We start from the raw sequence: 14,691 nt of genomic DNA, 5'->3' as shown, positions 1-14,691 counted from the left end.
CTCGGAGGAGATACAAGGCTATGCGTCTGCTCCGCGGACCTGCGCCACTCACCAAGCCCGGCCCACGCCTGGTCGGGGCGGCCGGCTGAGCGCGAGCCCGCCGCGTCGCGTGAGGTTGGTGAGTGCTGGAGGTCCGCCTCAGTTGTGGGCGAATCGGGTTTTGGGGCGGGCGAAGGTGATCGAGACGGCGGCGATCAGGGCGCAGGCGATGCCGAAGGAGAAGGGGACCCAGTAGGCGTCGGACGGGCCCCAAAGGTCGACCGCGTGGCCGGAGGCCGCGTTTCCGGGGGCGACACCGAGCAGGATGCCGGTGACGGTCCAGGTGATCGCTTCGGTCAGGCGTTGCGGCGGGACCCACTCCTCGACGCACGCGGTGACCGCGACCATGGTCGGCGCGATCGTCAGGCCGCAGCAGAACAGGACCACGCCCAGCATGAACACGCTGCCGACCCAGGGGAGTGGCGCGAGAGTCAGCGCGAGCAGGATCGTGCCGACCAACAGCCGCCGCTCAACTGGGGCGCGCCAATGCACCGAGCCGTACCAGAGACCGGCCAGCAGGCTGCCGAACGCCCAGATGGCCAGTACGACGCCGGACATGCCGGCCTGGCCCTTCTCGGTGGTGAACGCAACCGTGATGACCTCAGCCCCGCCGAGGGTCGCACCGAGGCCGAGACCGATCAGGCTGAGCAGCAGGATCGAGACCCAGGGGAGTGGTGCCTGCTCGGCCCCGTCGGACTTGCCGCGACCCGGTGGGTCGGACGCACGCAGGAGCGCGAGCCAGATGCCTCCGACCAGTCCGAGTACGCCGGCTGCGGACAGAGCGGCGTACGGGCTGACCTGAGTGGCGAGCATGGTGACCAGCACCGGGCCGACGATGAAGACGACCTCGTCACCGACCGCTTCGAGCGCGAACGCGGTCTGCAATGCGCGGCCTCGGCCGAGCAGGTGCGTCCAGCGAGCGCGGACGAACGAGCCCACCTGCGGACGGGTGCCACCGGCAACGAACGACAACAGGTAGAGCACCCAGGTGGCGGAGTCGGCACGTACGGCGATCAGCAACGCCGCGAGCGCGATCGTGCAGACCACCGAGCCGACGATGAGGAGTGTGCGCTGCCCGAACCGGTCGACCAGACGGCCCTGGATCGGGCCGGTCAGCGCGCCCGCGATGACGGCAACACCGGAGACCGCACCGGCCAGACCGTAGGAGCCGCTCTCCTGCGCGATCAGGATGACGATGCCGAGCCCGATCATCGAGATCGGCATACGCCCGAGGATCCCGGCGGTGACGAACGCACCGGCACCGGGACGGCGCATGAGATGGACGTAGGGCTTGAGCATGAGGGACCGGGGACACCCTAACTGGTCCGGACCGCCAGGCCATCTCATTTCCACCCGCAGCCACCGGCCCGCACTCAGCCGGGCCGCGCAGGGGCGATTGTGATGGCCTGGCGGTCCGGGCTCTCGCCACAACTGAGAAACTTGGAGCATGCCTGTTGATCCTTCGCCGTACGACGCGGTGCTGTTGCTGTCCTTCGGGGGGCCCGAGAAGCCGGACGACGTGCTGCCGTTCCTGCAGAACGTGACGCGCGGCCGCGGGATCCCGGACGAGCGGCTGAAGGAGGTCGGGGAGCACTACTACTCGTTCGGTGGGAAGAGCCCGATCAACGACCAGAACCGCGCGTTGCTCGGGGCCTTGCGGGAGTCGTTCGACGAGATCGGGCTGGACTTGCCGATCTACTGGGGTAACCGCAACTGGGCGCCGTACCTGACCGACACCATGCGGCAGATGGCCGACGACGGCATCCGGCGGGCGGTGGTGATCGTGACCTCGGCGTACCCGTCGTACTCGGGCTGCCGGCAGTACCGGGAGAACCTCGAGGACGCCGCGAAGCAGGTCCCGGATGCGCCCCGGATCGACAAGCTCCGGCACTACGCGAACCATCCCGGCTTCGTCGGCTCGTTCGTCGAGTCGACCGCGAAGGCGCTGAGCGAGCTGCCCGAGGGGTCGGCGATCGCCTACGTGACGCATTCGATCCCGACCGCGATGAACGCGACCAGCGGTCCGGACGGCAACGGGTACGTCGACTGGCACCTGGACGTGGCCGCCGAGATCAACGCCGAACTCGAGCGCCGGACCGGTCAGACTCGCCGGACCGATCTCGTCTACTGCTCGCGCTCCGGCCCGCCGCAGGTGCCCTGGCTCGAGCCGGACGTGAACGACCACCTGGAGGCTCTCGCGGCGGACGGCGTACCGGGTGTGGCCGTCGTACCCATCGGGTTCGTCAGCGACCACATGGAGGTCATCTACGACCTCGACACCGAGGCCGCCCAGACGGCCGAGAAGCTCCGGCTGCCGATGGCCCGGGCCGCGACCCCCGGCACCGACACGCAGTTCGTCACCATGCTGCGCGACCTGGTCGTCGAGCGGGCCGCGGCCGAGCGCGGCGAGCAGCCGGCCCGCCCGTGCGTCGGCAAGCTCGGCCCGGCCTGGGACGACTGCCGCCACGACTGCTGCCCACCCCTGCGTAGACCAACACAACCAGCGAAGGATTCTGCATGAACGAGCGAAGCGAGTTCATCAATAGACACAGCCCGCTCCGAGCCTCATCCGCGCCCGGAGCGAAGCGAGGACGTGGATGAGTACCGAAGACCCCCAGGACCTGTTGAAGCTGGCCGTGGAGGTGGCGGAGGAGGCGGCGAGGCTGATCGTCGAACGCCGCCGCGGCACGATCACGGTCGCCGACACCAAGAGCACCGTCACCGACGTGGTCACCGCGGTCGACCGCGAGTCCGAGGAGCTGATCCGGGCCCGGATCCTGCAGGCCCGGCCGGACGACTCATTCCTCGGCGAGGAGGGTGACGACGTGGTCGGCACCAGCGGCGTCCGCTGGGTGGTCGACCCGATCGACGGCACGGTGAACTATCTGTACGACATCCCGACGTACGCCGTCTCGATCGCGGTCGAGTACGACGGGGAGACCGTTGCCGGCGTGGTCGTGGACGCACCCAAGGGGGAGGTGTTCACCGCGACCAAGGGCGGCGGAGCGTTCCTGGACGGTACGCCGATCCAGGTGTCGGGGTGCACCGACCTGCGCACCGCCCTGGTCGGGACCGGGTTCGGGTACGACCCGGCGCGGCGGGAGATCCAGGCCACGGTGATCCAGCAGCTGATCACCGAGGTCCGCGACATCCGGCGGATCGGGGTCGGTGCGATCGACCTCTGCTATGTCGCCTGTGGCCGGCTGGACGCGGTCTACGAACGCGGACTGAATCCGTGGGACTACGGAGCGGGTGTGCTGATCGCGGCCGAGGCCGGCGCGACCGTCGGCGGGCTGAACGGGGCCGCGGTGTCGCCGGAAATGTCGATCGCGGCCAGCCCGGCACTGTTCGGGCCGTTCCACGACCTGCTGGCCGCCGCGGACCCGTTGCGCGCGTAAACGTCTGCGGATGCTCGTTAGTGCGCAAGATCGCGCACTCATGAGCATTCTGGTGTTCGGTCCTGACATTTGTTGCGACACGCTGGCCGGAAGGTGGACCCTGACGCGCGCGTAGGGCCCTTCATAGGGCACAATCCCGTCCTCGGGAACGGTTGTTGCCGGTCCCGGCCTGGCTGTCAAGGGTTTCGGGGGACGAAAGATTCCAGTGCGGAATTTCTCGGCCGCTCTACCCGTTCAAGGGCTCAGCAGGCAACACCACGGGTACGAAGAGGGCAGGGAAACACCATGGCGACTGATTACGACGCCCCGCGCAAGACGGACGAAGACGCTTCCGAAGAGTCGATCGAGGAACTGAAGACTCGCCGTCACGACAAGAACTCCGGCAAGGTCGACGAAGACGAGGCCGAGGCTGCCGAGAGCTTCGAGCTGCCCGGTGCCGACCTGAGCCACGAAGAGCTCGCGGTTCGGGTCCTCCCGCGGCAGGCCGACGAGTTCACCTGTTCGAGCTGCTTCCTGGTTCACCACCGCAGTCAGCTCGCGGAAACGAAGAACGGGCAGCTGATCTGCCGCGATTGCGCAGCCTGACACCAGCGCCCTACTTCGCCTAACAAGCAGCGGGACCGCCCCCAGACTCTGGGGACGGTCCCGCTGCTGTGCTCTACACCGACAGCGCCGACCGAAGGAAGGCGGCTAGTCCTCGTCCTTGGAGATGCTCTTGACCAGGAGGCCCTTCGTGGCGTCCTGTTCGTAGCCCGGCGGTGCGTAGCCGGTCGACTTCAGCCAGTACGCCGCCGCCCGCCGCTCGGCGAACAACTTCGCCGCGGCCGCCGCCGCGCCACTCGCGACCGCCCAGGTCACCACCTCGGCATAACCGCCCTGGCCACCCTTCGGCGGCTTCCCGCCCGAACCGAGCTTCCAGGCAGTGCTGACCGCCTTGTTCGCGACCAGACCCACCACCAGCGTGAACACGGCCAGCACCAGCTTCCAGCCGATCTTCGCTCCGACCACAGCAGCCTCCTAACGCAAGTCCCCGACAGTCAGGATCTTGCCACGCTGTTCCCCGTCAGCGCCGCCGCCAACCGGTCCGGGTGCCGCGTGGCGACCACCCAGTACGGCGCTGGGTCCCGCGGATCGGTGATCTCGACCCGGACCGCTCCCCGCACGTAACTCCGCAGCAGCAGGTACGCCTTCGGATCGCAGTCCCGCCCGAACGCGTGCCGCGCGTCGTCCCCGGTCAGTGCCTCGACCTTGCCGAGATGGACCCGCTCGATCGCGGCCCGCCCGGCCCGGAGCCGCTCGCTGTCCACCTCGACCTGCGCGGCGCCGTACTGGAGGAAGAAGAGGGTCAGCAGGAGCAGCGCGGTGCCGCCGACCAAGACCCCGGCGAACAGGCCGACCGGTACGTAGGTGATCACGAACAGCGTGACGACCAGGGCGGCGGCGATGATCCACCAGGACACAGGCACGCTCAAGCGTTCGCGATAGGCACCCACAGGACCAGCCTGGCACGCGGCCGGTCCAGGCTCGTCGGTAGGGTCCTCTCGTGACCGAGGTTCTGATCCAGCGACTCGACCCTGACCTGCCTGTCCCGTCGTACGCGCATCCCGGCGACGCCGGCGCGGACCTGGTGGCGACGAGTGACATCATCCTCAAGCCCGGCGAACGCGGCCTGGTCGGCACCGGGATCGCGATCGCGCTGCAGGACGGCTACGCCGCCTTCGTGCACCCCCGCTCCGGACTGGCCGCCAAACACGGGGTGACGCTCGTCAACGCGCCGGGCACAGTGGATGCGGGCTACCGCGGCGAGATCAAGGTCTGCCTGATCAATCTGGACCCGCACGCCGAGGTCACGTTGCGGCGCGGCGACCGGATCGCGCAGCTGGTGATCCAGCAGGTGGAGAAGGCCCGGTTCGTCGAGGTGACCACGTTGCCGGGGTCGGCCCGCGGCGACGGGGGACACGGCTCGACCGGCGGTTTCGGTGATGTGACACGCTGATCAGGTGCGTCCGTTGACCTGGCGGATGCGCGAGACTACGGCGGCTGTACGTCAAAAGAATCAGGGAAGTAGGACAGAGCAGTGATCTTCCGCCGCAAGGCCAAGAACGACGACCTCGAGACGACCGAGCAGGGGCTCGACGAAGAGGCCGGTACGCCGGAACCGCGGGCCGAGGGCCCGTTCGACTCCACCGAGGTGGACGCCGACGTCCTGGAGGCGGAGGACCGGATCGATCTGGGCGCACTCGTGATCACCGGTCAGCCGGGGATGGAGCTGCGGCTGCAGGTGGACGAGCAGTCCGGCCAGGTGCAGGCGATCCTGCTGGTCCTGGAGGACTCCGCCCTCGAGCTGCGCGCGTTCGCCGCGCCGAAGAAGACCGGCATCTGGTCCGAGGTACGGCGCGAGATCGCCGCCGAGGCGAGCCGGATGGGCGGTACGGCGACCGAGACCGACGGGCCGTTCGGCACCGAGCTCATCCTCGTCGTACCGGTCGAGGACCCGGACGGCCAGATCTTCAGCCAGACCTCGCGGGTGATCGGTGTCGACGGCCCGCGCTGGCTGCTCCGGGCCACCGTGCTCGGCCGGGCCGCGGTCGAGCCGGACGCGGCACCGCCGATGGAGGCGACGCTCCGCAGCACCATCGTGGTCCGCGGGAGCGAGCCGATGGCGGTGCGGGAATCGCTGCCGTTGCGGCTGCCGCCGGGCGCTCAGCCGGCCGACGGTGCATCCGAGGCGTGACGGACTACACTCGACGCATGGGTAGCGACAAACCCGCAGGGCTGTGGAAGCGTGCCTTCCGGGGGCTGGCCGGTGACCGGGAGCAGCAGGACGCCGAGGTTCTTCAGGACTTCGCGCAGGACTGTGGCGCGCGGTCGATCACTGGTTGCCACGACCGGGAGATGGTCACGCTGTTCGGCACACTGCGCACCATCACGTTCAGCCCGCGCGGCGGCGTACCAGCCTTGGAGGGTGAGTTGTACGACGGCACCGGCACGGTCAAGCTGATCTGGCTCGGCCGGCGCAAGATCGCCGGGATCCACCCCGGCTCCGAATTGATCGCCTCCGGGCGGATCGGTGTGGTCGACGGCGACCGGGTGATGTTCAACCCGCGCTACCAGCTCCGCCCGCAGGCAGCGCATGGCTGAGCCGACATCGCGCCGCGACCAGGTCGAACAGGACCTGGAGGAGAAGCTGGTCGACATCCTGCAGCCGGAGGTCGAAGCGGCTGCGACGACCCCTCCTGCTGACGACGAGCAGCCCGCGAAACCGCAGACGACGGACAAGGACTTCTTCCACGCGCTCGGCGGCTGGGGTGCGCTGCTCGACATCGGTCTGCCCTGGATCGCGTTCCTGATCGTCTACGCCGCCAGCGACCACGATCTGCGTCTGGCGCTGATCGTCGCCGTCGCGTGCGGCGCTGCAGTCGCCGTACTGCGACTGGTCCGCAAGCAGCCGCTGCGCAACGTGGCCGGCGGCTTCGTCGGCGTCCTCATCTCCGCCTGGGTCGCGAACCGCACCGGCAACGCCAAGGACGTCTACCTGCCCGGCTTCTTCACCAACCTCGGGTACTTCGCTCTGTACGCGATCACAGTGCTGATCCGCTGGCCCCTGTTCGGCGTCCTGTACGGCGTGATCACCCAGACCGGCACGGCCTGGCGCCGGGACCCGGCGATGCTCAGGGGCTTCACCCGGGCGACGCTGGTGTTCGCGGGATTGTTCGCCCTCCGCCTGATCGTCCAGGTGCCGCTGTACCTCATCGACGCGCTGAACGCTCTCGGCATCGCGAAGGTCGGGATGGGCCTTCCGCTCTACGCGCTGGCGTTGTGGCTCGCGTACGCCGTACTGCGTGGATCGCTGCCGCCGGACAAGTGGGACGAGGCCCGCGACCACGTCACCCACCTACTCCGCGGCAACAAGAAGTAGCTGTTACGTCCGAAGAACCGAGGTCTATAGGCCTCGGTTCTTCGGACGTAACGGGGTGGTCAGCTCTCCGACCTGCGGTGGTGGGGGGAGAGGATGTCCTCGAGTTGTTCCTCGGTTTCGTCGGCGGCGACGAAGAGGAGCTCGTCGTTCAGCTCCAGGGTGCCCTCGGGGTCCGGTCGCAGTACGCGGCCCTCGCGCAGGATGACGACCAGCGCGGTGTCGAGCGGCCAGTCGATGTCGCCGACCCGCTGACCGATCATCGGGGAGTCCTCGGGCAGGGTCAGCTCGACCAGGTTCGCGTCGCCCTGGCGGAAGGTGAACAGCCGGACCAGGTCGCCGACCGAGACGGCCTCCTCGACCAGCGCGGACATGATCCGCGGCGTGGACACCGAGACATCCACACCCCAGGCCTCGTTGAACATCCACTCGTTCCGGGGATGGTTGACCCGGGCAACGGTCCGGGGGACGCCGAACTCGGTCTTGGCCAGTAGCGAGACGACCAGGTTGACCTTGTCGTCCCCGGTGCTGGCGATCGCCACCTGACACCGCTGCAGCGCGGCCTCCTCCAGCGAGGACAGCTCGCAGGCGTCGGCCAGCAGCCACTCGGCCCGCGGCACCGACTCCGCCTTGATCGCCCGTGGATCACGGTCGATCAGCAGCACCTCGTGGCCGTTCTCCAGCAGCTCGGCGGCGATCGAACGGCCGACATTGCCGGCGCCGGCGATGGCTACCCGCATCACAGCTCCTCAGGCTTGGTGCCGAGCTGGGACTCCACCGAGGCGGCGTCCCGTTCGAGCATCACGACGTGGACCAGATCACCCTCCTGGATGACCGTGTCGGCCTTGGGCAGCAGGCCCTCGCCGAGCCGGGTCAGGAACGCGACCCGGGCACCGGTGGCCTTCTCGATGTCGAACGCGGCCCGGCCGACCCACTCGGAGTGCACATGCACCTCGGCCAGCCGGACCGTGCCGGACGGGTCGCGCCACTCCGGCTCGGAGCCCTCCGGCAGCAGCCGGCGCATCATCTGGTCGACGGTCCAGCGCACGGTGCCGACGGTCGGGATGCCGAGCCGCTGATACACCTCGGCGCGGCCCGGGTCGTAGATGCGGGCCACCACGTTGTTGATACCGAAGGTCTCCCGGGCCACCCGGGCGGCCAGGATGTTGGAGTTGTCGCCGTTGGAGACCGCGGCGAACGCCTCGGCCTGCTCGATCCCGGCCTCGGTCAGGATCTCCCGGTCGAAACCCATACCGGTGATCGTCCGGCCGGTGAAGTTCGGGCTCAGCCGGCGGAACGAGTCGGCGGACTGGTCGATGATCGCGACCGTGTGTCCCCGTTTCTCCAGGGTCCGGGCGAGCGTCGACCCGACGCGGCCACAGCCCATGATGACGACGTGCACTCGCTGCTCACTCCTTGCCCCTGCTGAGGCCACTGGCATCGGTTCGGCAGGGTTAGACGCTACACCGGACCGGGGCTGCCTCTAACATCACCGTTGTGACTCCTGCATTAGGCGATATCGGCAAGCGACTGCTGCTCGGCCGCAAACTGCGCAGCACCCAACTCGGGGAGACGTTGCTGCCGAAGCGGATCGCGTTGCCGGTGTTCGCCAGCGACGCCCTGTCATCGGTCGCCTACGCCCCGGACGAGATCTTCCTGACCTTGTCGATCGCCGGCCTCGCCGCGCTGACCTTCTCCTGGAAAGTCGCGCTGGTCGTCGCCGTGGTCCTGCTCGTGGTGGTGCTGTCGTACCGGCAGAACGTGCACGCCTACCCGTCCGGTGGTGGTGACTACGAGGTCGCCACCGTGAACCTCGGCCCGACCGCGGGCCTCACGGTCGCCAGCGCGCTGCTGGTCGACTACGTCCTCACCGTTGCCGTGTCGATCTCCTCCGCCGCCCAGTACGCCGCGTCGGCGATTCCGGCGCTGGAAGGTCATCAGGCGACGGCCGCGGTCATCGCGGTGCTGTTCCTGACCACGATGAACCTGCGCGGTGTCCGCGAGTCAGGCGCGGCCTTCGCGATCCCGACGTACATCTTCATGGTGGCCATCCTCGGGATGGCGGCCTGGGGGTTCGGCCGGATGCTGCTCGGCACTTTGCCCGAAGCGTCGAGCTCCACCTTCGACATCGCGCCGGAGGACCAGTTCACCAACGGCATCGGCGGGCTGGCGATGGCCTTCCTCGTCCTGCGTGCGTTCTCGTCCGGGTGCGCCGCGCTGACAGGTGTCGAGGCGATCAGCAACGGCGTACCGGCGTTCAAGAAGCCGAAGAGCAAGAACGCGGCGACCACGCTGCTGCTGCTGGGCTGCCTCTCGATCACGATGGTGCTCAGCGTGGTGACGCTGGCGAACGTGATGAAGGTTCGCTTCGCCGAGGACCCGGCGCACCAGTTGCTCCGCGACGGAGTCCCGGTCGGCGAGGGCTACCACCAGGATCCGATTATCGGGCAGTTGGCGAAGGGCATCTTCGACCACTTCTCGCCCGGCTTCTACCTGGTCGCGGCCGCGACCGGCATCATCCTGGTGCTGGCCGCGAACACCGCCTTCAACGGGTTCCCGGTGCTCGGGTCGATCCTCGCCCGGGACGGCTTCCTGCCGCGCCAGCTGCACACCCGCGGCGACCGGCTCGCGTTCAGCAACGGCATCGTCATCCTGGCCCTCTTCGCGATCGTCCTGATCATGGCCTTCGACGCCGAGGTCACCCGGCTGATCCAGCTCTACATCGTCGGTGTGTTCGTCTCGTTCACAGTCAGCCAGACCGGCATGGTGCGGCACTGGACCCGGCTGCTGCGCACTGAGCAGGATCCGGCCCGGCGGCGGAAGATGAAGCAGTCCCGGATCATCAACAGCATCGGGCTGTCCTTCACCGGTGTGGTGCTGATCGTCGTACTGCTGACCAAGTTCCTGCTCGGTGCCTATATCGCGATCATCGCGATGGCGGTGCTGTTCCTCATGATGAAGGGCATCCACCGGCACTACGCGGCGGTGAGCAAGCAGATGGCGGCCGAAGGCGACGAGCAGTTGATGCTGCCGTCGCGGGTGCACGCGATCGTGCTGGTGTCCAAGCTGCACAAGCCGACCCTGCGGGCGCTGGCCTTCGCCAAGGCGGCCCGGCCGTACATGCTCGAGGCGGTCACGGTCGATGTCGACCGGGAGGAGTCGGAGGCGCTGCAGGCCGAGTGGGACCGCCGGAGCATCCCGGTCCCGTTGAAGCGGCTGGCCTCGCCGTACCGGGAGATCACCCGGCCGATCCTGCAGTACGTCCGGGACATCAGGCGCCAGTCGCCGCGCGACGTCGTGATGGTCTACATCCCCGAGTACGTCGTCGGCCACTGGTGGGAGCACATCCTGCACAACCAGAGTGCCCTGCGGCTCAAGGGGCGGCTCTTGTTCACACCTGGTGTCATGGTTACGTCGGTTCCTTACCAGCTGATCTCGTCGCAGGCGGCGGAGGAACGGCAGGACAGGGTGGAACGGGTGGCAGGCCAGGTACGGCGTGGAGCCCGCAAGGCGTCAGGAGATCGGTGACAGACGAGAACATCGTCGGGACAGTAGTAGAGCTGGAAGTAGGACCAGTAGCGCACGGGGGACACTGTGTGGCCCGGCACGAGGGGCAGGTGGTCTTCGTCCGGCACGCGTTGCCGGGTGAGCTGGTCCACGCTCGCGTGACCGAGCAGAACGCGAAGTACTTGCGGGCCGACGCCGTACAGGTGCTCACACCGTCGCCGCAGCGGATCGAGCCGCCGTGCCCGTACGCCGGGCCCGGGTTGTGCGGAGGCTGTGACTTCCAGCACGCCAACATCGTGGAGCAGCGGCGGCTGAAGGCCACCGTGGTGTCGGACACGCTGCGGCGGATCGGCGGGATCGAGCGCACGGTGGTGATGGAGTCCCCGGGCGACGACGGTCTGGGCTGGCGGACCCGTCAGCGGTATGCCGTGGTCGACGGTCGACCCGGCATGTACGCGCACCGGTCGCACGACCTGATTCAGATCGACAAGTGCCTGATCGCGCACCCGGACAGTCCGGCCGTGCTGGGTCAGCAGTGGCCGGGCGTCGCGTCGGTGCAGACTGTGGTGTCGTCTGAGGGCAAGACCGCCGTACTGACCGACGAGGAACCCGGTGGGCGCGTGGTGGAGGTCGTGCGCGGGCGGCGGTTCCGGGTGGAGGCCGGTGGGTTCTGGCAGGTGCACCCTGCGGCCCCGGAGACGCTGGTGGACGCCGTACTGAGTGGACTGGAGCCTGCGGCGGGCGAGACGGCGCTGGACCTGTACTCGGGAGTCGGACTGTTTGCCGCGTTCCTGGCCGAGGCTGGGTGTCCTGTGCTGGCGATCGAGGGTGACAAGGACGCGGTGCGGAATGCGCGGCGGAACCTGCACGACCTGCCGGGCGTGACGCTGGAGACCGGTGACGTGGATCGAGTGCTGAACACGGCAGCCGGGCAGGGGCTCGAGCACGTGGACCTGGTCGTACTGGACCCACCACGGACCGGTGCGGGCAAGGACGTCGTACGGCGGGTTGCGGCGCTGACTCCGCGGCGAGTGGCGTACGTGGCGTGTGATCCGGCGGCGCTGGCGCGAGACCTGAAGACGTTCGGCCAGCTCGGGTACGGGATCGCATCATTGCGCGCTTTCGACCTGTTCGGCATGACCCACCACATCGAGTGCGTGGCCATCTTGGAGCCTGTGGACAGTATTGATGCCACGCCTCCGGCGCGGCGGGCCGTGGGGCTGTGACTCCCGGTCGTCGCTCCAGTCGCTTCGCTCCCTCCACTCCTCAGTCCAGACCGGGAGGCCCCACGGCGGTGAGTGGTCAGTGTCCGGGGGCTCGGGTAGCGTTCTGGCCCTGGATTCCAATGCGCTGGAGACCTGATGCCGCTCGTTGACCTGGACGACCCGGAGGAGTTGCGCGCCCGCTGGTGCGCACTCGCCGCGGTCGCCCATGCCACCGGGTTCGACCGGCGCTGGTACGCCGACAAGGACGGGTACCACCACCAGGACGAGACGGCGTCGTTCCTGCGGATGGTCCGGCTCGACGGCGGGCGGTCGGTGCTGTTCGGGTTCCACACCCAGCACAGCCGGACGGCCGGGTCGGATCTGCTCGCGGGCTCGCCGGACTGGATCGGGCAGCCGGAGGTGCGGCGGCTGATCTCCGCGGGCGAGCTGGGCTTCGTGTACGGCGCCTTCAACGGCACCTGGGCGCGAGCGTCGTACCAGGGAGATCCGTGGCAGCCGCTCGACGACGGATTCGCGCCGATCGGGCAGTGGATCACCTCGGACGAGGAAGCCGCCGTCGAGATGATCGAGTGGGTCGCCGAATGGGCCGACTACCTCGGCGGGCTGGACGAGTTGGTGCCGTTCGGGGTGCAGTTGATTCGGTCGGCCGAGATCACGGTCGACGTCCTGGGGGAGTTCTTCGACCGGTTCGGGATCGACCCGCGGTCGCCGGTCCAGCCGGACCTGCCGGCCGGTGTGGTCGCGGCGGAGGATTTCGGCCGCAACGTTGCGGTCCCGGAAATGTTGGCCGACGAGCCTGACACAGCCGAGGTCTCGGTCGTTGAAGAGGTCGTGACTGGAGCATCCGAGGGCCCGGAGGACGAGGAGTCGTACGTCGTCCCGCCCGGCATCAGCCCGTTCACCGGCCAGCCGATCGACGATCCGGTGGGGTATGCGGAGCCACCTGCGGCGCCACCTGCTGTGGCGCCGTACGTGCAGACGCCGTACCGGGCTGAGCCTGCTCGTGATGACAATTACGGCGTTGTCGAGAAGAAGCAGGGCTGGCTGCGGCGGCGGAAGCAGGACGACGCGCCGGAGTTCGAGCCTGCGCCTCCGGCTGACGTCTTCCCGGGTGGTCCCGCGCCGGGCACCTATCTGCCCGAAGGCGAGATCGGCAACGGCCTTCCGTACGGCGCTCTGCCGTCGTCGGAGCCGCCTCGCGTCGGTGGTGGGGTGCACGAGGGGGAGGACTTCTACGCCAGCCTGTTCGCCGATGCCCCGGCCGCGGCGTTCCAGCAGGAAGCTCCTGCTCCCGCCGACGCACAGGACTGGGAAACCGCCGAACAACCCTCCTGGTCCGACCAGGACGCCACCAGCGAATACAACCCCTTCACCGACGACACCGCCCCACCGCCCTCCGCACCCCAGGACCACGAATGGGTCGGCGGCGCCTGGATCAACGGCGAATGGGTAGAAGACCCCGCCACCCAAGCCCCGAACGCCCCCGCCCAACACCCCGAACACCCTGCCGCGCCGTCCGACCATGCTGCGCAGTCCGAACGCCACGCCGGCCGCCCCGACCACGACACCGCGCGAGCCGAGCACGACGGCGTGCGGGCTGAGCACCAGCCGCACCACCCCGACTTCCACCCGCTCCGCCCCGAGCACCAAGCGGTCCAGCCCCAACTCCAGTCACCCCACCGCGAAGCCCAGGCGGTCCAGTCCGACTTCCAGTCGCCCCAGCGTGAGCACGAGGCGGTCGCCCCCGAGTTCCTGTCGCCCCACCCCGACTTCCAGCCACTGCACGCTGACGACCAGTCGGTCCAGGGCGATCCGCCCGTCGCCGTACCCTCCGAACCGGAAGCCGCACTCGACGACGACGCCCCAACCGCCGAGATCGCCGCCGTAATCGAGCCCGACTACACCGACGACCCCAACGAGGAAGACGAGCCCGCCTCCTTCACCGGCCCGTCCCCGTTCGCCCCGGTCGCCCCGGCGGAAGCCCACGAGTCCGCCCCATCTGCCCACCTCGACCAACCCGCCGCTCGCTTCGGCGACCCCGCCGTTCGCCTCGGCAACGCTGCCGAACGAGCCCACCCTGCCGCCCGGCCGGACGCGCCCGCGCCCCACCTCTCCGCCCCCGCCGCTCGACTGGACGAGCCTGCGACCAACCGCGGCGCGCCCACAGCTCGCTTCGACCAGCAAGCCGGTGGAGTCGAGGAGCGCCTGCAACAGCTCGAAGAGTCCACCGCTCACCTCGAGCGGCCCGCAGACGTGCCCGCCACCCACTCCGACCGAACCGTCGACGCGCCCGCTGCTCGCCTCGGGCAGCCAACCGATCACCCAGGCCAGGTCGCGCGCGGCTCCGAGCCGAGTGGTCGCGCCGACACGCCTCGTCGCGGACCCAACTCCGCACCCGAGCCCTCCGAACCTGCGACGTACGGCGACAACAAGGCAGCTGAGCCGTCTGAGTCTGAGACGGACGCCCGCAACGCGGCAGCAACGCCCGCAGACGCTCCGAGGTACGTCGACCGCACCACGGCCGAGCGGTCTGAGTCTGAGACGGACGCCCGCAACGCGGCAGCAACGCCCGCAGACGCTCCGAGGTACGTCGACCGCACCACGG

At 69.0% G+C, this 14,691-nt stretch carries 15 protein-coding genes; 10 read left to right on the top strand and 5 right to left on the bottom strand.

What is annotated here, in order from left to right:
• Positions 1 to 138: 138 nt before the first annotated feature.
• Positions 139 to 1,338, bottom strand: a complete 1,200-nt coding sequence (locus V9K99_RS17800; protein ID WP_336999774.1) for an MFS transporter — start codon at positions 1,336 to 1,338, stop codon at positions 139 to 141.
• A gap of 148 nt (positions 1,339 to 1,486) precedes the next feature.
• Between V9K99_RS17800 and V9K99_RS17795 the strand changes: the two genes are divergently transcribed.
• From V9K99_RS17795 to V9K99_RS17785, 3 genes are all read left to right on the top strand, one after another.
• Positions 1,487 to 2,560: a ferrochelatase gene (locus tag V9K99_RS17795; RefSeq protein ID WP_336999776.1), complete on the top strand. Its 1,074-nt coding sequence runs from the start codon at positions 1,487 to 1,489 to the stop codon at positions 2,558 to 2,560.
• Positions 2,561 to 2,636: 76 nt separating this feature from the next.
• The gene (locus tag V9K99_RS17790) at positions 2,637 to 3,437 is read left to right on the top strand and encodes an inositol monophosphatase family protein (RefSeq protein WP_336999778.1); all 801 of its coding nucleotides are present in this window, start codon (positions 2,637 to 2,639) and stop codon (positions 3,435 to 3,437) included.
• 285 nt (positions 3,438 to 3,722) lie between these two features.
• The gene (locus tag V9K99_RS17785; protein WP_130379292.1) at positions 3,723 to 4,022 is read left to right on the top strand and encodes a DUF4193 domain-containing protein; all 300 of its coding nucleotides are present in this window, start codon (positions 3,723 to 3,725) and stop codon (positions 4,020 to 4,022) included.
• A 105-nt stretch (positions 4,023 to 4,127) separates the two neighbouring features.
• Here the strand turns inward: V9K99_RS17785 and V9K99_RS17780 are convergent, their stop codons facing one another.
• Positions 4,128 to 4,445, bottom strand: coding sequence for a DUF4235 domain-containing protein (locus V9K99_RS17780; protein ID WP_336999794.1), 318 nt, complete (start codon positions 4,443 to 4,445; stop codon positions 4,128 to 4,130).
• 29 nt (positions 4,446 to 4,474) lie between these two features.
• Positions 4,475 to 4,903 (bottom strand): DUF3093 domain-containing protein, encoded by a 429-nt coding sequence (locus V9K99_RS17775; protein WP_337000292.1) that lies wholly within the window; start codon positions 4,901 to 4,903, stop codon positions 4,475 to 4,477.
• 77 nt (positions 4,904 to 4,980) lie between these two features.
• On the opposite strand from V9K99_RS17775, the gene dut reads away from it, so the two are divergent.
• The 4 genes from dut (at position 4,981) to V9K99_RS17755 (ending at position 7,356) form a co-directional block, all read left to right on the top strand.
• Entirely contained in the window at positions 4,981 to 5,433 is a 453-nt protein-coding gene (gene dut, locus V9K99_RS17770; RefSeq protein ID WP_336999795.1) for a dUTP diphosphatase, read from the top strand.
• 81 nt (positions 5,434 to 5,514) lie between these two features.
• Complete coding sequence (locus V9K99_RS17765) at positions 5,515 to 6,171, top strand: DUF3710 domain-containing protein (protein WP_336999796.1); 657 nt, start codon at positions 5,515 to 5,517, stop codon at positions 6,169 to 6,171.
• A 17-nt stretch (positions 6,172 to 6,188) separates the two neighbouring features.
• Entirely contained in the window at positions 6,189 to 6,578 is a 390-nt protein-coding gene (locus tag V9K99_RS17760; protein ID WP_336999798.1) for an OB-fold nucleic acid binding domain-containing protein, read from the top strand.
• Complete coding sequence (locus V9K99_RS17755) at positions 6,571 to 7,356, top strand: DUF3159 domain-containing protein (RefSeq protein ID WP_336999800.1); 786 nt, start codon at positions 6,571 to 6,573, stop codon at positions 7,354 to 7,356. The genes V9K99_RS17760 and V9K99_RS17755 overlap by 8 nt, the downstream gene beginning before the upstream one ends.
• Positions 7,357 to 7,415: 59 nt before the next feature.
• Here V9K99_RS17755 and V9K99_RS17750 read toward each other — a convergent pair whose 3' ends face one another.
• Both V9K99_RS17750 and V9K99_RS17745 read right to left on the bottom strand, forming a co-directional pair.
• Entirely contained in the window at positions 7,416 to 8,093 is a 678-nt protein-coding gene (locus tag V9K99_RS17750) for a potassium channel family protein (RefSeq protein ID WP_336999802.1), read from the bottom strand.
• Positions 8,093 to 8,755, bottom strand: coding sequence for a potassium channel family protein (locus V9K99_RS17745; protein ID WP_336999804.1), 663 nt, complete (start codon positions 8,753 to 8,755; stop codon positions 8,093 to 8,095). Before V9K99_RS17745 ends, V9K99_RS17750 begins: the two co-directional genes overlap by 1 nt.
• A gap of 95 nt (positions 8,756 to 8,850) precedes the next feature.
• Between V9K99_RS17745 and V9K99_RS17740 the strand changes: the two genes are divergently transcribed.
• The 3 genes from V9K99_RS17740 to V9K99_RS17730 all read left to right on the top strand — a co-directional run.
• Positions 8,851 to 10,881 carry an APC family permease gene (locus V9K99_RS17740; RefSeq protein ID WP_336999806.1) on the top strand — a complete coding sequence of 677 codons (2,031 nt, stop codon included), beginning with the start codon at positions 8,851 to 8,853 and terminating at the stop codon, positions 10,879 to 10,881.
• Entirely contained in the window at positions 10,878 to 12,086 is a 1,209-nt protein-coding gene (locus tag V9K99_RS17735; RefSeq protein ID WP_336999808.1) for a class I SAM-dependent RNA methyltransferase, read from the top strand. The genes V9K99_RS17740 and V9K99_RS17735 overlap by 4 nt, the downstream gene beginning before the upstream one ends.
• Positions 12,087 to 12,221: 135 nt before the next feature.
• On the top strand, positions 12,222 to 14,691 hold a 2,470-nt coding region (locus V9K99_RS17730; protein ID WP_336999810.1), incomplete at its 3' end, for a hypothetical protein.

This window comes from Kribbella sp. CCNWLW201 (assembly GCF_037203805.1).
In the GTDB taxonomy this organism is placed as follows: Bacteria; Actinomycetota; Actinomycetes; order Propionibacteriales; family Kribbellaceae; genus Kribbella.
Note: the sequence above shows the minus strand (reverse complement) of the source record. Positions and strands in the feature narration are given on the sequence as shown.